Raw genomic sequence first — 17164 nt, 5'->3', positions numbered from 1 at the left:
TGTCTTTCAAGAGTTGCCACAGCAAATGGTAACACTCCGTTTTAAACGTGGGTACATTGTTCGGGCACAGTAACGTGGCATATGATGAAGGTATAAAAGTGACTTAAATCCCGGCAACCACTGTTGATTGTGGTACTACCGTGTGTCTTTGTTCTTTTCGTTTATGGCATCGAAATTGAGGATGTCCAGGTACTCCCACTGTCTGTATGCGACAACATGCAGCCCCTTCCTTGTTGCATATGCAATGATGTTATCATCAACAAAAGTACTTGCCAGCATAGGGATTATTTGTTTCCCGACGCAGTCGCTGAAAAAGGTAGGCAGTATTTCTGCCTTGGCGAGTATCTTCTTTACATCCCGGCCGTCAGGCTTGGATTTTACCTCTATCATGAAGGCACTGTCCGTAGAGATGATCAAGATGTCAACCTCACAGTTATTAGCGCCTCCTTGTTTACTGGCCCTTACACGAAAATCAAGAGGTTCACATTTAAAATATTGCCTTATCAAGGGTTTTGCTCCAGGAGCTATTATGTTCTCAACAAGAGTGCCAAGCAATTGGGCATTATCAGCGCTTGTTTTATTCATTTGCCGCTCGAACGCCTTACGTTGTTGCTCTCGTTCTTCCTTATCCTTTTTAAGCCACTCCTCGAACTTCCGATCTCGCTCCGCCCGTTCTTCCTTCTCCTGCCGAATGTACTCCTCAAACCTCCGATCTCGCTCCGCCTGTTCTTCCTTATCCTTTTTAAGCCACTCCTCGAACTTCCGATCTCGCTCCGCCTGTTCTTCTTTATCCTTTTTAAGCCACTCCTCGAACCTCCGATCTCGCTCCGCCCGTTCTTCCTTCTCCTGTCGAATGTACTCCTCGAACCTTCGATCTCGCTCCGCTGCCTCAATCTTCAGCTCTCTTGCCTCAAGCTTCAGCTCTCTTGCCTCGATTTTCAACTCCCTGCAAAGCTCTATCACCTCTGCCATGAGCATCTCTAAGTTGTCAACCCTTGATTCCAATAAAATTGGCATCGCTATCATTATCCCTTCATAATCTTCTACATTTACAATAGCATATCCCATAGCCGTGCTGCAACTATGAAAAAAAAGTGGGCAGGGCTAAAACGGTAGCACTCCATTCCGGCGTGGTCACATCGCTTAAGCACAGTAACAATGCCATGCTACGAAAAAATAAATGTGGCTTAAATCCTGACAACCACGGTTGATTGTGGTGCTACCGTGCTACCAAGTCCCTCTTTCTTTTTTTATTCCGGTCAAATGCGATTGCCCTACCCCCCTTTTATTATGTCGTGCTGTTATGTCATAATGTCACAGTGTCCTGTAAGATATTGATAAGAGGCGTCAACTGGATAGGTGACGCGATTATGACCATGCCCGCAATCAAGGCGTTGAGTGATGCCTTTGTTGACTACGAGGTAGCCCTCCTGGTCAACAGCAGGGTTCTGCCGCTGTTTAGCAAAGACCCAAACGTACACACCCTGATCGAGTACAAGGACAGTCACAGAGACATCTTGGGCAGGGTCAAGCTGGCCAATGCCCTGAAGGCAGACAAGTACACGTTTGCCATACTGTTGCAAAACGCCTTTGATGCTGCCATCATAGCCTTCCTTGCCGGTATCCGCGAGAGGGTCGGCTATGACCGGGACGCCAGGGGATTTTTGCTGACAAAGGGCATCCCCGTCAAGGCCGAAACCCTGCGATTGCACCAGATCAGATACTACCTCCATATACTGGAGCGTCTTGGCGTTGACGCCCCATACAGCCTGCCCTGGACATACCTCCTGCACGAGGAACGACTCCAGGGACGGCAGACCCTCTCTGCCCTGCGACACCCGATCATTGGCATCAACCCTGGTGCCTCCTATGGTTCGGCCAAGCGATGGCCGACGGCTCACTTTGCCGGTGTCGTCAGAGGGGTCATAGAGCAGATTGGTGGCAGTGTGGTGCTCTTTGGTTCCGGTGAAGAGTTGTGGCTAGCGCAACATATAACGGATGACCTGGCTGCTTCGGGGGCGGAGTTGTTGACCTCCGAAACATTCCTCAACCTCTGTGGCGAAACGACACTGCGACAACTGGCCGCCTGCATATCGGAGTGTGATCTCCTGGTGACAAACGACTCCGGCCCCATGCACGTTGCCTACAGCGTGGGCACACCCATTGTGGCTATCTTCGGTTCAACCGACCCGGACATCACCGGTCCGCCGCAGTGCTCAGGAGACCTGCACTTTGGCTTCAGAAGTTCCGTCATAAGGAAAAAGTTGCCGTGCTCGCCGTGCTTTAAGCGGACGTGCAAAAAGACGGACATCAAGTGCATGACCGATATTACCCCCGATGAGGTCCTGGCAGAGGTCAGGGCACTCCTGCCTGATAAACGGGCGGTGTTCTTCGACAGAGACGGCACCCTCTGCAGGGACGCCCACTACCTGAGCAGGTTTGAGGACTTCAACGTCTACCCGGAGACGGAATATCTCGGAAGGCTTAAGTCAAAGGGCTACATGATGATTGGCATATCGAATCAATCCGGGATTGCCCGCGGACTTATAAAGAAGGAGTTTGCAGAGGCGGTGAACCGAACATTTTGCGACAACTATGGCTTTGACGACTTCTACCACTGTCCGCACCATCCCGACAGTCACTGTCCTTGCAGAAAGCCCTCCCCCGGGATGCTGTACAAGGCGCGTGCAGAGCACGGAATCGATCTGAAGAGGTCGTTCTTTGTGGGTGATTCAAATACCGATATGCTTGTTGCGCAGGCCGTTGGGGCACGACCGATATTTCTGCTCAACGAAAAGCATTCATTGACCGTTGAGGGGGTGGATACAATTACCAGTCTTGACCAGTTACATGCAATGATTACGTAGAGGCGTTGTCCAAGGTCGCCTGTAGGGAAAGGTCAGGCGTTTTTTTTATGGCTCTTTCCTGATTATCTTTACCATGCCAAAGCCCAGGTTTCCCTTTTCGCCAAAGCCTGCATCGTAGCCGACCCTGATGAGTTCGGGGCTGCCCTTGACCTTGGATGGGGCGACAAAGCCTATGACTTCCATGTTGAGGAAGCTTATCTTTTTTTGTATTTTACCGGCCTTTTTTGTTAAATAATCCTGGTCAAATGTGAATACCAGGCTGTTGTCTTTTGGCATAGCGTTGTGTATGAGTATGTATTTCTTTATGAGGTTTTCCCTGACGGCTTCGGCAAAGCCTTTTTCGGTATATCGCAGGTAGCGTGAAACATGCCTGTTTTTTTTGCTGTGCGTTACGGTGATGGGGGACAGGGCAGTGAAGCTCATTTCATCAGAGAAGTCCACCTCCTTTAAGACTTCAACCTTTTCAATGTCAAATCTCACACCGGCAATAAGCAACTCCTTGCATTTGGCAATGCGTTGAGCGATTATCAGGAGGAACTCAGCTACCGGCGATGATATGTACCACTGGATATAGCCCTCGTCAAAGCTGATCTTTTCTTGCTCTATGCGGTAGGTTTCAAAATTCAGGTGCGAAAATGTAAACATCCTCAAGTGCATACGGGCACCCTGCCTTACCCTGTCAAGGGACAAGTTGCAAGAGCCTCGAGCTTGTTCTCTCAGGATTCTGTAGATTGTTGCTGCCAGAAAGTGATTATAGTTAATCGGGATGCCGGCATCTGCAATCTTATTGTACAGGACAATGCGTATTCTCATACTTTTTAACCTCGACGGCATTTATATCTCAAGATTCATGCCATGACTTTTATGTGCAAAAAGTGGCTAAAACACAGAGGTTGGATTTTTTGCGTCGGACTGGTGTGTGGAATGTATTCCATATTATAAGGAATCTGTTCCATAGAAGACCGCAGAACCAAAAAGAAATCATGATGCGTATTATAGAGATTGCAATCACCCCGGAAAGAACTATTCGGTTTTCATAAAACCAGCCTCGTTTGACCAGCCTGCGAGTTCCATTGTGATTTTGCCCTGTGGTGTGTTACATTAGCTACGGAGATGAATGTATGTACGTTTAACGTCAACTCTGTCAGGGCGCGTCTTGCCTTGCTGTTGCAATGGCTTGCAGTGCGGGGGGCAGACGGTGCAACGGATATAGACGTCCTATGCCTGCAGGAGATAAAGACGTTGGAGACAGGGTTTCCCTTTGCCGAGTTTCAGGCCCTGGGATATCACTGCGAGGTCTTTGGTCAGAAGGCCTACAACGGCGTGGCCATTTGCAGCAGGCACGACGTCAGCGACGTCAGAAATGGATTTGGCGATTATGAGTGGGATACACAGAGTCGGGTCATAGCGGCCACGATTGCCGGTGTCAGGGTCATAAACATCTATGCGCCTCATGGCGATGTGCGCGGCAGTGAGAAGTTCAACTACAAAATAGGCTGGTACAAGAGGCTGCTTGCCTATCTGACGCAAGAGCGTAACACCACAGAGGGCATCGTTATGGTCGGAGACTTCAACGTTGCCCGTGCAGATATAGACGTCTTTGACCCCGATGCCTTTGACGATGCCGTCATAGCCATGCCGGAGGAACGAGTGGCCTTTGATGAGGTGCTTGGGCTTGGCTTCACAGACGCCTTCCGGTATCTCTATCCCCAACGGCAACAGTTCACCCAGTGGGACTACGCAGGAGGGGCATTCTGGAAAAATCAGGGGGTACGCATAGACTATGTCTGCATCACAGGGGCATTAATGCCAGCCCTCAGGGAGGTGGATACAGACCTCTGGAGCAGAAAACGTCGCCCCCCCTCAGACCACGCCCCAGTTGTGGCAACCCTCCAACTGCACGTTTAAGGGTAATGGCGTTACGCCTGACGACTCTCTGCCAGGAGTACTTTATATGCCGCTGTCTTATCCGTTATTTGCCCCTTGACGGACAGACCACATTGCTCCGTTAAATTGTCCAGGCCGTTATTGCGCATGAATGCTCTGTATGACTTGAAGTGTTTACCGCCCGCTGCAAATTCAGCCAGGAAGGCTATAAGCCCTATTGCACTTTTGGGCTGCGGGACGGCATAATCAGCAAAAATAAAGTATCTCGTAATATCTCTGAGATTATTTATGATAGCGATTTCTTCCTTTAATGTTACACTATGAAGGACAAAGGACATCACGGCATAATCAAATTGCTGCTCAATGTTTAAGGCATCAGCCGCATCCGCATGTATGAAGTCAACATTTGATGCCTTGTGTCTTAGCTTTTGCCTGTTGGCAAAATTGATCATACGTGGTGACAGGTCTGCACCGACTACGCGTCTACACCGTCGGGACAGCTCAAAGGCGAGTTTTCCCGTCCCACAGCCTATGTCTATTACCGAGGAGTCGTCTTCAATAAAGCCGCCGATTGCTTGTCGTATATCTTCCGTTGCCGGATCAATTATCTTCGAATAGAACCAACCATCATAATAACTGCCAAATCCACTCATGTTGCCGTCAAACCTCCATAAAAAAAACGATAATCCTGCGCTTTCAACTCCACTGCGCTGTTGAATGGCTGTCACTTGCCAAGGAGTTTCACTGTGCCGCCCAACATCTGCCGTACTCCCTCGAGGTTGTTGATTATCATAACGGATATATTTTCCAGGTCATGAAACATCTGTTGTGCCCTCTGCACTTCTCCCTTGTCGTAAGTAATGACGATCTCCTTTCCCAGGGCATGGAGCTTTCTGTGCGGTTCCTCGATTGACCTGAAGGCCTCAAAGGTCTCACAGCACTTCTTGCCGTCGGTGTAGTACCACTTTCCAAGACGACACATCGTATGGTCTGCCAGCTTTGTGCTGTCGAGTCTGTCACCACCTGAGATGTGATAAGAGACCTTGTTGACCCACAGACGGTGGTCTGTCTTTGCCAGTTCTAGCAGGAGCAAATCACCGCCCTTTGTCTTAAACCCTGACGTATAGGCCCTCAACTCCTCGGCGGTTGCAATCATCCTGTTTACCTCCTGCGTGATGTCGTTGGCCAACTGCTGCATTGCCTGGGACTCATTGCGGGTGATTTCGATGTTCTTTGCCACCTCCTCGGAGGATATGGCCTGTTGCTCAACTGCCGATGCTATATAGGTTATCTGTTCCTTCGACTCATTGATGGCATCGACAATGGTAAACAAAGACTTGCCCATGTTTGTTATCAACTCCGAGGCCATAGTAACCTTAGCAGAAGACGCCTCCATGGAGGAATAAGTGTGGGAGGACTCATCTTGCACGGAGCGTATCTTTGCAGATATCTCCGTGGTTGCCTTTAACGTCCTTTCGGCCAGCTTTCTGACCTCATCGGCAACGACGGCAAAACCCCTGCCCTGCTCCCCTGCCCTGGCAGCCTCTATGGCAGCGTTGAGGGCCAGCAGGTTTGTCTGATCGGCAATATCGTTTATCACCGTTACGATATCGCCAATCTCCTGAGCACTCGTATTTAGCCTGTTTATCATAGAGGCAAGGTCCATATTTGACGTATAAACCATGTTTACAGTTTCGATGGCCTTTTCAGTCATTGTCTTGCCCTCCTCGGCCATCACCAACACCTTCGTTGATGTTTCGGAGGCAATGGAGGCGTTCTTGGATATATCCGTTATCGTCTTGTTCATCTGTTCAGCGGCGGCAGATATGTTGACCTATTGATCGTACTGATTGCCGGCAAACGAACAGGATTGAGACGACTTCTTTTTCACGGAGTCCATTGTATTGACCACGTTGTTTATAGACCACATCGTGCCGTTTACCACCTCGTTGAGAAAATCTATCATCTTGTTCATGTCCCTGACCAGTTGACCCACCGAGTCTTTGCTGTCGTAATCGATATCCACCTTTATGTTTTTTGACACTATTGTATCGACAATGCCGATGAGCATTCTCATGGGATTGACGATCTTTTTCCTGGCAAATAACCATATGCCAAATATTAACATCATGTTTACCGCAAAAACTACAAGCTGAACCATCTTTAATGCCCTCACGTTTTTCAGCGTATGGCTATCTATAGCCTCTACCGATTTCCTCGACAACTCATAGAAGGTATCAAAGTCGTTATTAAGGGGTTCATAGAGAGTGATATCCTGGCGTGCCCGAGTGATTTTTGGCTTAATATTTCCCCACATGGTTTCCAACTCCTTTATGACTGCCCTGACGCCTTCATTGTCTATGGGTGAGATGCCTACCGCCTTATCTCCATCAAGACATAGCCTGAATGAACTGTCCTGTTTCGCTATAAGTTCTTCGGACTCTGCATGTTGTTTCAGCAGTTCGAGGCTAAACACCCTCATTGCCCTGCTCCTGATTATACCAACTTCTGTAACCAGTTTGCTATCACTTGCCGTATCTTTTGTCTGAATAAAGACAGAACCACTGCCTAATAACGAAAAAACAAACAATACCGACACCATAAGGTTGACCATCGTCGATATTCTCATGCTAAAGCCTCCTTGATTTTATATGCCTGTAATTATGTTCCCCCGGCAATTTTATATAATGTGTGACTATATTACTAAAAAAAATAAATCCTTGTCAATCTTTTGATGCATAAAAAAACTCATAGTATCCTGCTATCCAGCGTAAAGACCTGCCCGGTTATCCGCCGGCTTTTCAGCATCCAGCATATAAATGCCGCCGCCTCCTGCACCGATGACAGACAGTGCAACGGGCTCTGCTGCTTGGCCACCTGGATGGCCCGAGGGTTGGCCAGTCCCATTGACGTTTCCATGTACCCCGGCAGGAGTGCATTGACCCGGATGTTGATCTCGGCAAGCTCTCTGGCCAGGGCATACGTCAGTCCCAACAGGGCCGCCTTTGAGGCGCTGTAGGCACACTGCCCGACACCCCCCTTGACGCCGGAGATGGATGATACGTTTATCACGTGAGCGTCGCCTGAGCTTATCAGCAACGGCAGGGTTGCCTTGATCACGTGATATGTGCCACTGAGGTTTACGCCGATGACGTCGTCCCAGTCCTCCATGGAACATTTAAGCAGGAGCGAGTCCCTGGTGATACCGGCGGCATTGACCACGGCGCTGAGACTGTCATAGCGCTCGCCGATACGGCCAACCATCCGGGTGATATCGTCCTTGTTACGCAGGTCGGCCCTGAGGCAAAAGACACTGCCACTGTAGGCGGTAAATTCGCTCATGAGGGCGTCTTCATCAGCGCTGTTGTAGTGTGCCACGACGTCGTAGCCGGCCATCAACAGGTGTCGGACGACCTCTCTGCCAAACCCCCCCGATGCCCCCGTCACGAGCGCTACGGACATCCAATGACCTCCGCCAGGGATGCGCTCAGGTGTTTGATGTCCTCGTCGCTGTGCAACGCCGAAAGGGATATTCGAATGCGAGGTTGTTTCACCGTTGGAGGTCGTATGGCCGGGGCATATATCCCCCTTGCTGTCAACTGTCCGGATATGCGCAGGGCATCCGCAACGGTTTCGACGTATATCGGGACAATGGCCGTCGGGGCATCGTGGACGTGTATCCCCAGCAACTGGAGCAGTCTCTTGCAGTTGGCTATGTTTGCGTGCAGGGTGGCTACGACATCGGGATTGCCCTGCACGTAGTCGATGGCCGCCAGTGATGCCGCAACGACCGGAGCCGGTAGTGCAGTGGAGTATATAAGCCCCCTAGCACTGTTGACCAGATATTCGATGATTGTCCCGGAGGCGGCAATAAAGCCACCCATGCTGCCCAGGGCCTTTGAAAACGTCCCCATCTGGATGATGTTGTCATCCAGCGGGATATTAAAGTATGCCAGCGACCCCCTGCCCCCTGCCAGGACGCCGGTTGCGTGGGCGTCGTCTACGTATAGCAGGGCGTTGTGCGCCTTGCACAGTTCGCATATGCCCCCGATATCGGCGACGTCGCCATCCATGCTGAAGACGGATTCCGTGATGACGAGTTTCGGTGTCCTGGTTGAGGCTTGCAACAGCTCTGCCAGGTGTGACAGGCTCCCGTGTCTGTAGACGAATCTCTCCGCACCGCTTAACCGGCAGCCGTCAACGATGCTTGCGTGGTTGAGTTCGTCGCTGAAGATGGCGCCCTCTTTGGTGGCAAGGGCCGGGATTGCGCTCACATTTGCCGTGTAACCGGAGTTAAAGACCAGCGCTGCCTCGGTACCCTTAAAGGCCGCAACCTTGCGTTCAAGCTCCCCGTGCAGGGTGCAGCCACCAGACAACAGCCTCGATGCCCCCGCACCAAGGCCAAAGTCTGCCATCGCCCTCCTTGCCTCCCCTGTGATTACGTTGCCGGCGGCAAGCCCCAGGTAGTCGTTTGAGGCAAAGTTGAGCAGTTGAGCGCCGCCTCTGAGGATAGTCCTGCCCTGGGGACAGTTGCGGTCTGCTATCGTTCTAAGGAGGCCGGCCTCGCTAAGGCGCTGCAGGTAGGCGGTATACATGCTGGATATAGTTCAACAGATAAGTATTATAACGTCGGTATCCTTTTAATCCCTACGTTATAAGAAAGTTGAGCTAATCCTAATCCGTTTAAATACCATATCCCCAATGCCCTTGCATATCGTATGGCAGAAGTATGAAAATCAGAAGTCGTCCAAAAAGCATATATGACAGGTGTTAGAGCACCAATATTGCTTTTTTTTTCGTGTATCTCTCTGATTGCACCACCAACGAATTTTCTTATCTCCGTCTCCGTTACCTTGTTAGTCTTAGCCTGTCCAATAACGATAACTTTTGAATTAGTTGGAGCATTAATAAGATTAGCCCCTACTGGTATGTTATGCCCTACAAAATCGACGCCACCATCATCCTTACCACCGTTATGCTTAACAGGTTTAGCACCAATAGTCTCTAAAAGATGAACACAAAACCTTTCGAATTGCTCAGGTGTTATATCTGTTAATTGCTTTAACAACAATTTTACCTCATTCTGAGGAAAAACTTTTATATATGTAGAGTTACCTTCTTCAATAATTTCGAATATAGGTTGTATACCATCTATTAGGTTTTCTGCATGGATATCCTTAAGGCTTTGAATGACTTTATCACGGTGTTGTTCTTCAATATCTTCCAGCTCTGTCTGTGTTTTATTTGTGAGATGAGAGGCTATAATCTTTATTGTAACATCGTCTATAAGTTTAAATTCAGTGTTATCGGCCTCACACAATATCCAAGATGCTATTGTATGTGGTTGTGGATCAGGCAACTGTTTCAATTTTGGCATGCTCGAACCTCGTAAGGGTCTCATGATCTGCAAACACCTGTTCAACGCGGTGTTGTAGTTTTTTAATCAATGAGATATCTTCTTTCGTGAATTTGCGTAAAACATCCGGTGTAAATCCTGTCAGTACAGACTCACATTTAGAAATAATTGGATGCCAGTCTTGGGGATGCTCAACTTCATATTTTGCAAGGGCCTTGATCAATGAACCTCCAGGACCTCTGAAAATATTTAGTACATTTTCATCATCAATAAATTTGCTAAGCTCACGAAGATTAATAGCCATAGGTATTTTTGCTTCAGATATATCTCCGTCTTCATTCTTTTCGTCTACAATCCAACTATACAACTCTATGAGTCTATTGGAATTTACGAATTTTTTTTGATCATCATCCCATCCTAACCAATCACGTAAGTTTGGACGTTTAAATATTTCCTCAAAATAACTGTATTTTTTGGGTTCTGCATATTCTCCATATTCATCATCACTCTTCATTTGTTCAAGCGCTAAATATGCCCTCCACATTAGATTTGCACTTTTTGTTGACAGACCAAGACTTTGTGCTGAATCTTTAGATGAATAACCTGCCTCTCTGAGTTCATATACGGCTCTGGCTTTTTGATATGCTCCCCATTCTTTAATACCAGAGACATGTCTCAACCCTGGTAGTATCCATTTAGAATTATCAGGCGCATTTTCATCTAAGAGTAATACCTTGAGATTTGTGAAGTTATCAAGTTGTTCTTCGGAAAATGTCTCCTTACCTGAGTCATGAAGATCAATCAACCATTTTAACGCTGCAATCCTCCTATTTCCTTCAACTACTATGTAAAATTTCTTTCCGTCTATACTTAATATTCTGCATAGCCTTACAACAATTCTGTCCATTGGTAAAAAACCAAGCGTCTTTATGGTATCACGAAGTTCGCTGACATCAAATATCCGTTTTTTCATTCGATCATATGCGTCTTTTTGTATCCTTGGCTCATTAAATCGATATTCATGAATCGGCTCGCTCTCTTGCCCTAACTCTGCAAAGCGTGGATTATTAGGGTCAAGCAATATTTCATCGAGTTTGACCTCAATTGGTTTTAACAAATCCGGCAATATTGACATAATATCTTCTCCTTTATTTTTTGCGATACCCTTGCGCTTTCAGCTCTAAAATAAAGCTAAAAGCATTGCCCTTGCTACCTCTTGCCCCTGATTGCGGATATGGTTACGACTAGAAACAGGACCCCTCCGATGACCGCAATCATTCCCCCGATGCCCATCAATCCCATGCTGAGTAACTTTTTGGCCGAATCCAATCCCTGAGCGGCCCCTGCCACCTTGCGTTGCACGCCGTAGCCACCTGCCAGGGCCAATCCCGTGATGTGCAAAAACTGTCCGCTGCCGTAGACGTAAGCCTGAAGTCGTGCAAGCCTGTAGGACGGTTCACCGTATCCAATGCGTGGCAGCAGGTAGTAGGTAAACCCCATGTATGCCAGCGTTACGCCAACGATGACCCCGTGATAGTGTGCCGGAATGATTACGTTGACACCTTCGATTAAGAATCCGATTATTCCTCCGGCTGCAAACAGTGAGAGGGAGCTTATCAGGGCTGCCAGCAGGTGACTTGTCTGAGGGGCCTTGTACTTGCTTGCAATCGCCATGACGATCAGGGCGGCGCTGACCACAACCGAGGTTCCAACCCCATACTCCATCAGCTCGGTGAATATATCGCGGTGGGCCTGCGACTCTGTGGTGTATATTGTAAAAAGAACCGGCGAACACACGGCAACAATAAGTATAATGCCAAACACCCCTATCGCCAACCGTCGATTGACCTCAAATCCCGGCATGATTGCCTTGGCAAGGAGAAACCATACCACGAGCATCAGCATCGTGTGCATGAATTGAAGTATGTGTCCTCCGGCCCAGAAGGCCAGTTCATAGTAAGTCAACCCCTTGGTGCCGGGCGGGATGCTGCGCATCGAAAGAATGAAGCAGACAATAGCAACGACGGCCACTACAGCCGCACTGCTGAGACCAAACCGGGCTTCTGCATCCTCCGCTGTCAAGGTCCTCAGCAGAGGCAGCGTAATGACGCTGCGCACCACCAGTAGAGCGAATCCGGCAAAGAAAATCCCCAGGCCAATCAGAAAAATCGGGTCGTCAAGGACCGGGATATAGTTGTTCATCAGTGGATTTCTGGCGCCAACAAAAGGTGATGCAGCAATAACAAGTGTTCCTGCACCTGCAATCCCCAGAGCAGCATACCCAGGCATTACCAGCGCACTACTGCCATACATGCTCCACAGCACACCGGCAAAGGCCACAAACCATATCAACACCGACAGGTCCACATGCACCACCAGGGCAGTGTGGAAGAAATCCAACCACGGGATCACGTTCTGCACATACGGCGTTCGTGACACTACCAGTAGTCCCGCCAGCACACCCGCAAACAGAAGGCTTGCAACCCCCAGGATGAGCCACCCTTTTACCAGGCCTTTGTTGTCTTCCGATATCACTATAGCCTTCATTGTACAATATAGCCCATAAAAATAACAACTAAGGATTCCCAAAGTGTCACAGCAAAATAGAAATGTCCGCTTTTTAGCAAAATAGAAATGTCCGGTTATCGTGGAAACCACGTATAATGCTTTACAGACAGTCCGTTGCTCATAGCGTGTCCTCCCATTAATCATCGCAGCCTGATAGTTGGCGCTCATTTCCCTCTCCTTCAATCAGCTCAATTAACAAAGCTAAAGCCATATGGATACCTTTCCTAAGAGACAGACCTTTCTGTTTACAAACCTTTTCAGGTAGTCCTGCAGAAGTAGTGATGCATGTAGACTAAACCCTCATTATTAAATAGTTCATGTCATTCCCACGAAAGTGGGAATCCATCTTTAAAAACAGCATTAAATGCCTGATTAGGAAAAACCATCAAAGGATAGTATCACTACCTCTACAGGACTACCGAATTCCCAATAATCGGAACCTTGTATCTTATGAATCTGCAAGGAAGGGTGTCTTGGGTTTTTTTGATAGTAGACGTATCTGCTTGTCAAATTTCCTATGCACGATCTCTGGAAGGCTCCTGTATTGAGGAAATATTTCAGGCTCTATCGTTATTATTACCACGAAGGTCTGTTATTAGTTCTTCAACATTGGTGTAACTCTTAAAATTACCGGAACTGTAATTTTCTTCAGCCTTCCTTAAACGCTCTTGAACTTCCTCAGTCCAAAACCACGCCTGAGAATCTACAACATCCACCGTTTTCATATTCCCACCTCTTTCTATAAACTTAAAAAGCCTGTCTATATGAGCCTCTTGCAAAAGTACATGTTATGTAAAATATAGCAAAAAGCTCATTTTGTAAGTGGCTGATATTAAATGATATTTTGGGGGCACTATAATTGCTTGATTTGAGATTTGCAAGAGGCTCTATATAATAATACATGATCAGTCTATTAGTCCAATCGAAATCTGCTATGAGTTAATTTATGAGCACGTGCTTACTACTTCCATTTAATGCCATCGGAGGATGTAAGAGTTGTCTTGTCGTCAATGGGGATCACGAAGGTACTGTTGCCGTATGCGATGGCCTTGAGTCTGGCAGTGGTTGACGATGTTGTTGTGCTCCATGTCAGGGCATCGACAGAGTAGACAACCGTTCCGGTATCTCCTGCGGCCACAAACGTATTTGCACCATAGACGATTCCATTAAGTCCCGCAGTGGTACCGGAGACCTGCGTAGCCCAGGCAGCACCGTTGAGTGAGGCGAGGATAACCCCGCTGCTTCCTGTGGCGACAAACCTCCCTGAGCCATAGGTTATCGCTGTGAGGTCGCGTGAGACGCCGGAGTAGGGTGCAGACCATGACGTTGCATCTGCCGAGGTCAGGATCGTGCCGGCGGTACCAACGGCAATAAAGGAATTCCCTCCGTAGGTAATACCATAGAGGTTTTGCGTAAAGGCAGAAGTTGCGTTTTTCCAGGTTTCGCCATCGTCCGTTGAAATCAGTATCGTTCCTGCATCACCGACGGTTGCAAAGACGTTGTTGCCCCAGGTTATGGCATTGAGGGCAGAGGTTGTTGGTGACGTTAGCGTAGTCCATGAGTTGCCGTTGTCGGTAGACCTCAGTATGGTACCGCTCTTGCCAACGGCTACGAAGGAGTTTTTCCCGTATGCTATGCCTAACAGGTCATAGGTTGTGCCTGATTTTTTGTCGCTCCAGGATTGACCGTTGGAGGTTGTGCGGATAGCCCCGGCATTGCCAACGGCGATAAAGGAGTCCTTGCCGTAGGTTATAGCGTAGTAAGAGGCTGTGGTGGTGGAGCTGTCCCAGTTGATCCCATCGGTGGATTTTATCTTGGTTCCTTCTGCGCCCACGGCTACAAAGCGTGTAGAGCCATACGTTATGCCATAGAGTGCCTTTGTGTTACCGGATGTTCGCTTTGACCACGTCTTTGCATCCGTGGAGGTAACTATGGCACCGGAATCACCCACGGCAATCAGTAGTGAGTTGCCATAGGTCACGCTGCGCAGGGTGGTCGTTACGTTTGATGTGGAGACAGTCCATGAGTCGGCGTCATAAGAGTTCAGTATCTTGCCGCTATCGCCAACGACTACGAAGTTACTGCCTGTGTAGTATATGCCATACAGGGTAGCGGATACGCCCGATGACTCCTTGGCCCAACTCTGCCCGTCCGTGGAGGTAAGTATGGCACCCGATGAGCCAACTACAACATACTTTGTGGCACCATAGGCAACCCCATAAAGGGTCTCCGTCGTGACAGAGGTAACGCTTGACCACGTTTTTGCATCCGATGAGGTCAGCACAATGCCCCCCTTACCCACGGCCATAAACTTCCCATTGACGTAGGCAACGGCCTTGAGGTCATAGGTGCTGCTGATGGAGACGGCAGTCCACGTTTTGCCATCCGAAGAGGTCAGCATCGTCCCGGAGTCGCCCACGGCCACAAACACCCCGGAGGCATTTACGATTGCACGGAGGTCCTTCGTTGTGCCGGACTTCTGTGCAGTCCACGTATCACCATCCGAAGAGGTCGCAATTGCTCCACTGTTGCCAACAGATACGTATATGTTATTGCCATAGGCAACGGCATTGAGGGTTGTGCTGGTGGTATCACCGGGGGTATCACCACCGCCGCCAACCGTAACGCTGCCACATCCAATCATTGATAAAAGGACAAGTGCTGCTAACACTACTGTTGCACTTTTTTTTAAGGCTTTTACAAAACTCATTGTCACTATTTCCTCCTTATTCATTAGATTATACAGATCGGATTCGAGTTTTTTCGGGCATCAAAATTGCCAACATAAAAGAAAGAAAAGAAAGGAGCGGCTACGTCCCCCTTCAGCCCCCCTGCAAGGGGAGGGGCGAGACGCCCTGGCCACGAAGAAGTCTCCTTGACCCCATTATTTCACACTCAATTATCATGCCTGAAAAAACCCGTGTCATTTTAATATAACTCATATTACGCAAAAGCGTAGCACAAGTATGGTAAAATATCTGTACAGACATTATAGCATACTTTGCATAGCATAAAGGGAGTATTTTTCTTGCTGTAAAAAAATCATATGACATAATATAGCACGGTTCCAAAAAAAAGCAAGGGGCCTCTTTGTGGCCGGAGTGCCCCACCAGCGACCCCTTGCTCTGCCCTACCGCAGTTGTGTTATAATTGAGAGGTAGTGTGTCAATGCTTCTTTGGAGCATTACTATTGATAGTGGAGGTTGTGGGATGTCTGAGGTAACGATACTGCATGTATCGGATTTACACATGGAGAGTAAGCATCTTAGGGACATTAGAATTATCCTGAAGGCGCTTTATGCCGATCTGGTGAAGTTGCGCGGGGAATCCGTCGAGCCTGATATTGTCGTGTTCACAGGCGACCTTGTCAACGCAGGCAGCAACGCGGATGAGTTTGGTCTTGCTGAGAGTGAATTTATCAAGCCTTTGATGGGGAAATTGGGATTATCCAATGACCGGTTCTTTTTTGTCCCCGGCAATCATGATATTGACAAGGATGAGTGGGAAGAGGATGTGGGTAATGGCATAAGGGTAACTTATACGACCACTACGAAACTTAACAAGTTTTTCGATACCAAGTTAAAATTAAACAAAGACAAATATTTTGAAACGTTGCGTAATTTTATAGCGTTTAAAGACAAATCCGACAAATTACATATGATAGAATCAAACAACCTGTTTTCTTTATATCAGCTAACCATAAACGGTGTCAAACTTGGTATTGGTTGCTTGAACTCTGCGTTGTTGGCCTACGGTGGTGACGTAGACAAAGGAAAGCTCCTTGTTTGTGAGAGGCAGGTTGATCGTGCCTTGGAGAATATAAAAGACTGCGATGTTAAGATCGCCCTCATGCACCATCCCTTGGAGTGGCTGATGCCATTTGACAGGACTGATGTTGAAAACAGACTCAGGCAAGAGTTTGATTTCCTCTAACTAACCGCCCTGATGAGAAAGGCTTCCGTTCCTTGTACATAACGCCTCTTTCGGATACTCAGCTTGACGCTTATTTGGAGAAGTTTGTAAAGACGCTTGAGGCACAATGGAAAACCCCTAAGTAACTGTCCATAATTAACTTGAACAATTAGGTGCTATAGTATAATTCCATTCACCATGAAATGAAGCCTTAGTTAAATTAACTTTGTCAAATTCTTCATCAGACACCTTAATTCCCTTTGAGTAAGCAGTTGTATCCAGTTCTGCCTTGATCTTTAAACCCTTATTTGTTGTGGTGCTACCTATTAGATTTACGATTATCTCATGGCTTGTCAAAGGCTTACCACGCCAGTTCATGCTTATATGGCAGAACATTCTATGTTCTATTTTATTCCATTTGCTGGTTCCCGGTGGAAAGTGACAAACCGATATGTTTAAACCTGTTTCGTTTGCAAAACGTTGGAGTGCAACCTTCCACAAACGGACACGATAGCCATTACTGCCCCCGCAATCAGCAGTAATGAGAAGTGTTTTGAGCMTCTKGSAWAATGTT

General features: G+C 47.9%; 14 protein-coding genes and 2 pseudogenes. 3 read left to right on the top strand and 13 right to left on the bottom strand.

The genetic code is table 11. The features are described from left to right. Positions 1-135 precede the first annotated feature (135 nt). Entirely contained in the window at positions 136-1017 is an 882-nt protein-coding gene (locus Mcas_RS14050; protein WP_156033394.1) for a hypothetical protein, read from the bottom strand. Positions 1018-1319: 302 nt separating this feature from the next. Here Mcas_RS14050 and waaF point away from each other — a divergent pair, with 302 nt between their 5' ends. After that, positions 1320-2867, top strand: a complete 1548-nt coding sequence (waaF, locus tag Mcas_RS14045) for a lipopolysaccharide heptosyltransferase II (RefSeq protein ID WP_156033393.1) — start codon at positions 1320-1322, stop codon at positions 2865-2867. Between the two features lie 45 nt (positions 2868-2912). On the opposite strand, the gene cas6 is transcribed toward waaF, so the two are convergent. Then, positions 2913-3680 carry a CRISPR-associated endoribonuclease Cas6 gene (gene cas6, locus Mcas_RS14040; RefSeq protein WP_040336180.1) on the bottom strand — a complete coding sequence of 256 codons (768 nt, stop codon included), beginning with the start codon at positions 3678-3680 and terminating at the stop codon, positions 2913-2915. A 300-nt stretch (positions 3681-3980) separates the two neighbouring features. On the opposite strand from cas6, the gene xth reads away from it, so the two are divergent. Then, positions 3981-4775, top strand: coding sequence for an exodeoxyribonuclease III (xth, locus tag Mcas_RS14035; protein WP_040336179.1), 795 nt, complete (start codon positions 3981-3983; stop codon positions 4773-4775). An 11-nt stretch (positions 4776-4786) separates the two neighbouring features. On the opposite strand, the gene Mcas_RS14030 is transcribed toward xth, so the two are convergent. From Mcas_RS14030 to Mcas_RS17090, 10 genes and pseudogenes are all read right to left on the bottom strand, one after another. Further along, positions 4787-5407 carry a class I SAM-dependent methyltransferase gene (locus Mcas_RS14030; RefSeq protein WP_040336178.1) on the bottom strand — a complete coding sequence of 207 codons (621 nt, stop codon included), beginning with the start codon at positions 5405-5407 and terminating at the stop codon, positions 4787-4789. 71 nt (positions 5408-5478) lie between these two features. Continuing rightward, positions 5479-6357: pseudogene (locus tag Mcas_RS14025) on the bottom strand (methyl-accepting chemotaxis protein); the annotation flags it as partial. Between the two features lie 231 nt (positions 6358-6588). After that, positions 6589-7383 (bottom strand): methyl-accepting chemotaxis protein, encoded by a 795-nt coding sequence (locus Mcas_RS14020; RefSeq protein WP_040336176.1) that lies wholly within the window; start codon positions 7381-7383, stop codon positions 6589-6591. A gap of 119 nt (positions 7384-7502) precedes the next feature. Beyond that, entirely contained in the window at positions 7503-8216 is a 714-nt protein-coding gene (locus Mcas_RS14015; protein WP_040336175.1) for an SDR family NAD(P)-dependent oxidoreductase, read from the bottom strand. Next, positions 8207-9349 carry an aminotransferase class I/II-fold pyridoxal phosphate-dependent enzyme gene (locus Mcas_RS14010; protein ID WP_040336174.1) on the bottom strand — a complete coding sequence of 381 codons (1143 nt, stop codon included), beginning with the start codon at positions 9347-9349 and terminating at the stop codon, positions 8207-8209. Before Mcas_RS14010 ends, Mcas_RS14015 begins: the two co-directional genes overlap by 10 nt. Before the next feature lie 26 nt (positions 9350-9375). Then, a complete protein-coding gene (locus tag Mcas_RS14005; protein ID WP_040336173.1) occupies positions 9376-10131 on the bottom strand; it encodes a restriction endonuclease in 756 nt (251 codons plus the stop codon). Continuing rightward, a complete protein-coding gene (locus Mcas_RS14000) occupies positions 10106-11245 on the bottom strand; it encodes a ParB N-terminal domain-containing protein (RefSeq protein ID WP_040336172.1) in 1140 nt (379 codons plus the stop codon). The genes Mcas_RS14005 and Mcas_RS14000 overlap by 26 nt, the downstream gene beginning before the upstream one ends. Positions 11246-11319: 74 nt before the next feature. Then, positions 11320-12657 carry a cbb3-type cytochrome c oxidase subunit I gene (locus Mcas_RS13995; RefSeq protein ID WP_162176337.1) on the bottom strand — a complete coding sequence of 446 codons (1338 nt, stop codon included), beginning with the start codon at positions 12655-12657 and terminating at the stop codon, positions 11320-11322. Between the two features lie 578 nt (positions 12658-13235). Further along, a complete protein-coding gene (locus Mcas_RS18340) occupies positions 13236-13403 on the bottom strand; it encodes a hypothetical protein (protein ID WP_156033392.1) in 168 nt (55 codons plus the stop codon). Between the two features lie 236 nt (positions 13404-13639). Next, entirely contained in the window at positions 13640-15388 is a 1749-nt protein-coding gene (locus tag Mcas_RS17090; RefSeq protein ID WP_052567499.1) for a WD40/YVTN/BNR-like repeat-containing protein, read from the bottom strand. Between the two features lie 500 nt (positions 15389-15888). Here Mcas_RS17090 and Mcas_RS13980 point away from each other — a divergent pair, with 500 nt between their 5' ends. Continuing rightward, positions 15889-16611 carry a metallophosphoesterase family protein gene (locus tag Mcas_RS13980; protein ID WP_040336171.1) on the top strand — a complete coding sequence of 241 codons (723 nt, stop codon included), beginning with the start codon at positions 15889-15891 and terminating at the stop codon, positions 16609-16611. 135 nt (positions 16612-16746) lie between these two features. Here the strand turns inward: Mcas_RS13980 and Mcas_RS13975 are convergent. Next, a pseudogene (locus tag Mcas_RS13975) lies at positions 16747-17164 on the bottom strand (ISAzo13 family transposase); the annotation flags it as partial.

This window comes from Candidatus Magnetobacterium casense (genome assembly GCF_000714715.1).
GTDB classification, from domain to species: Bacteria; Nitrospirota; Thermodesulfovibrionia; order Thermodesulfovibrionales; family Magnetobacteriaceae; genus Magnetobacterium; species Magnetobacterium casense.
Note: the sequence above shows the minus strand (reverse complement) of the source record. Positions and strands in the feature narration are given on the sequence as shown.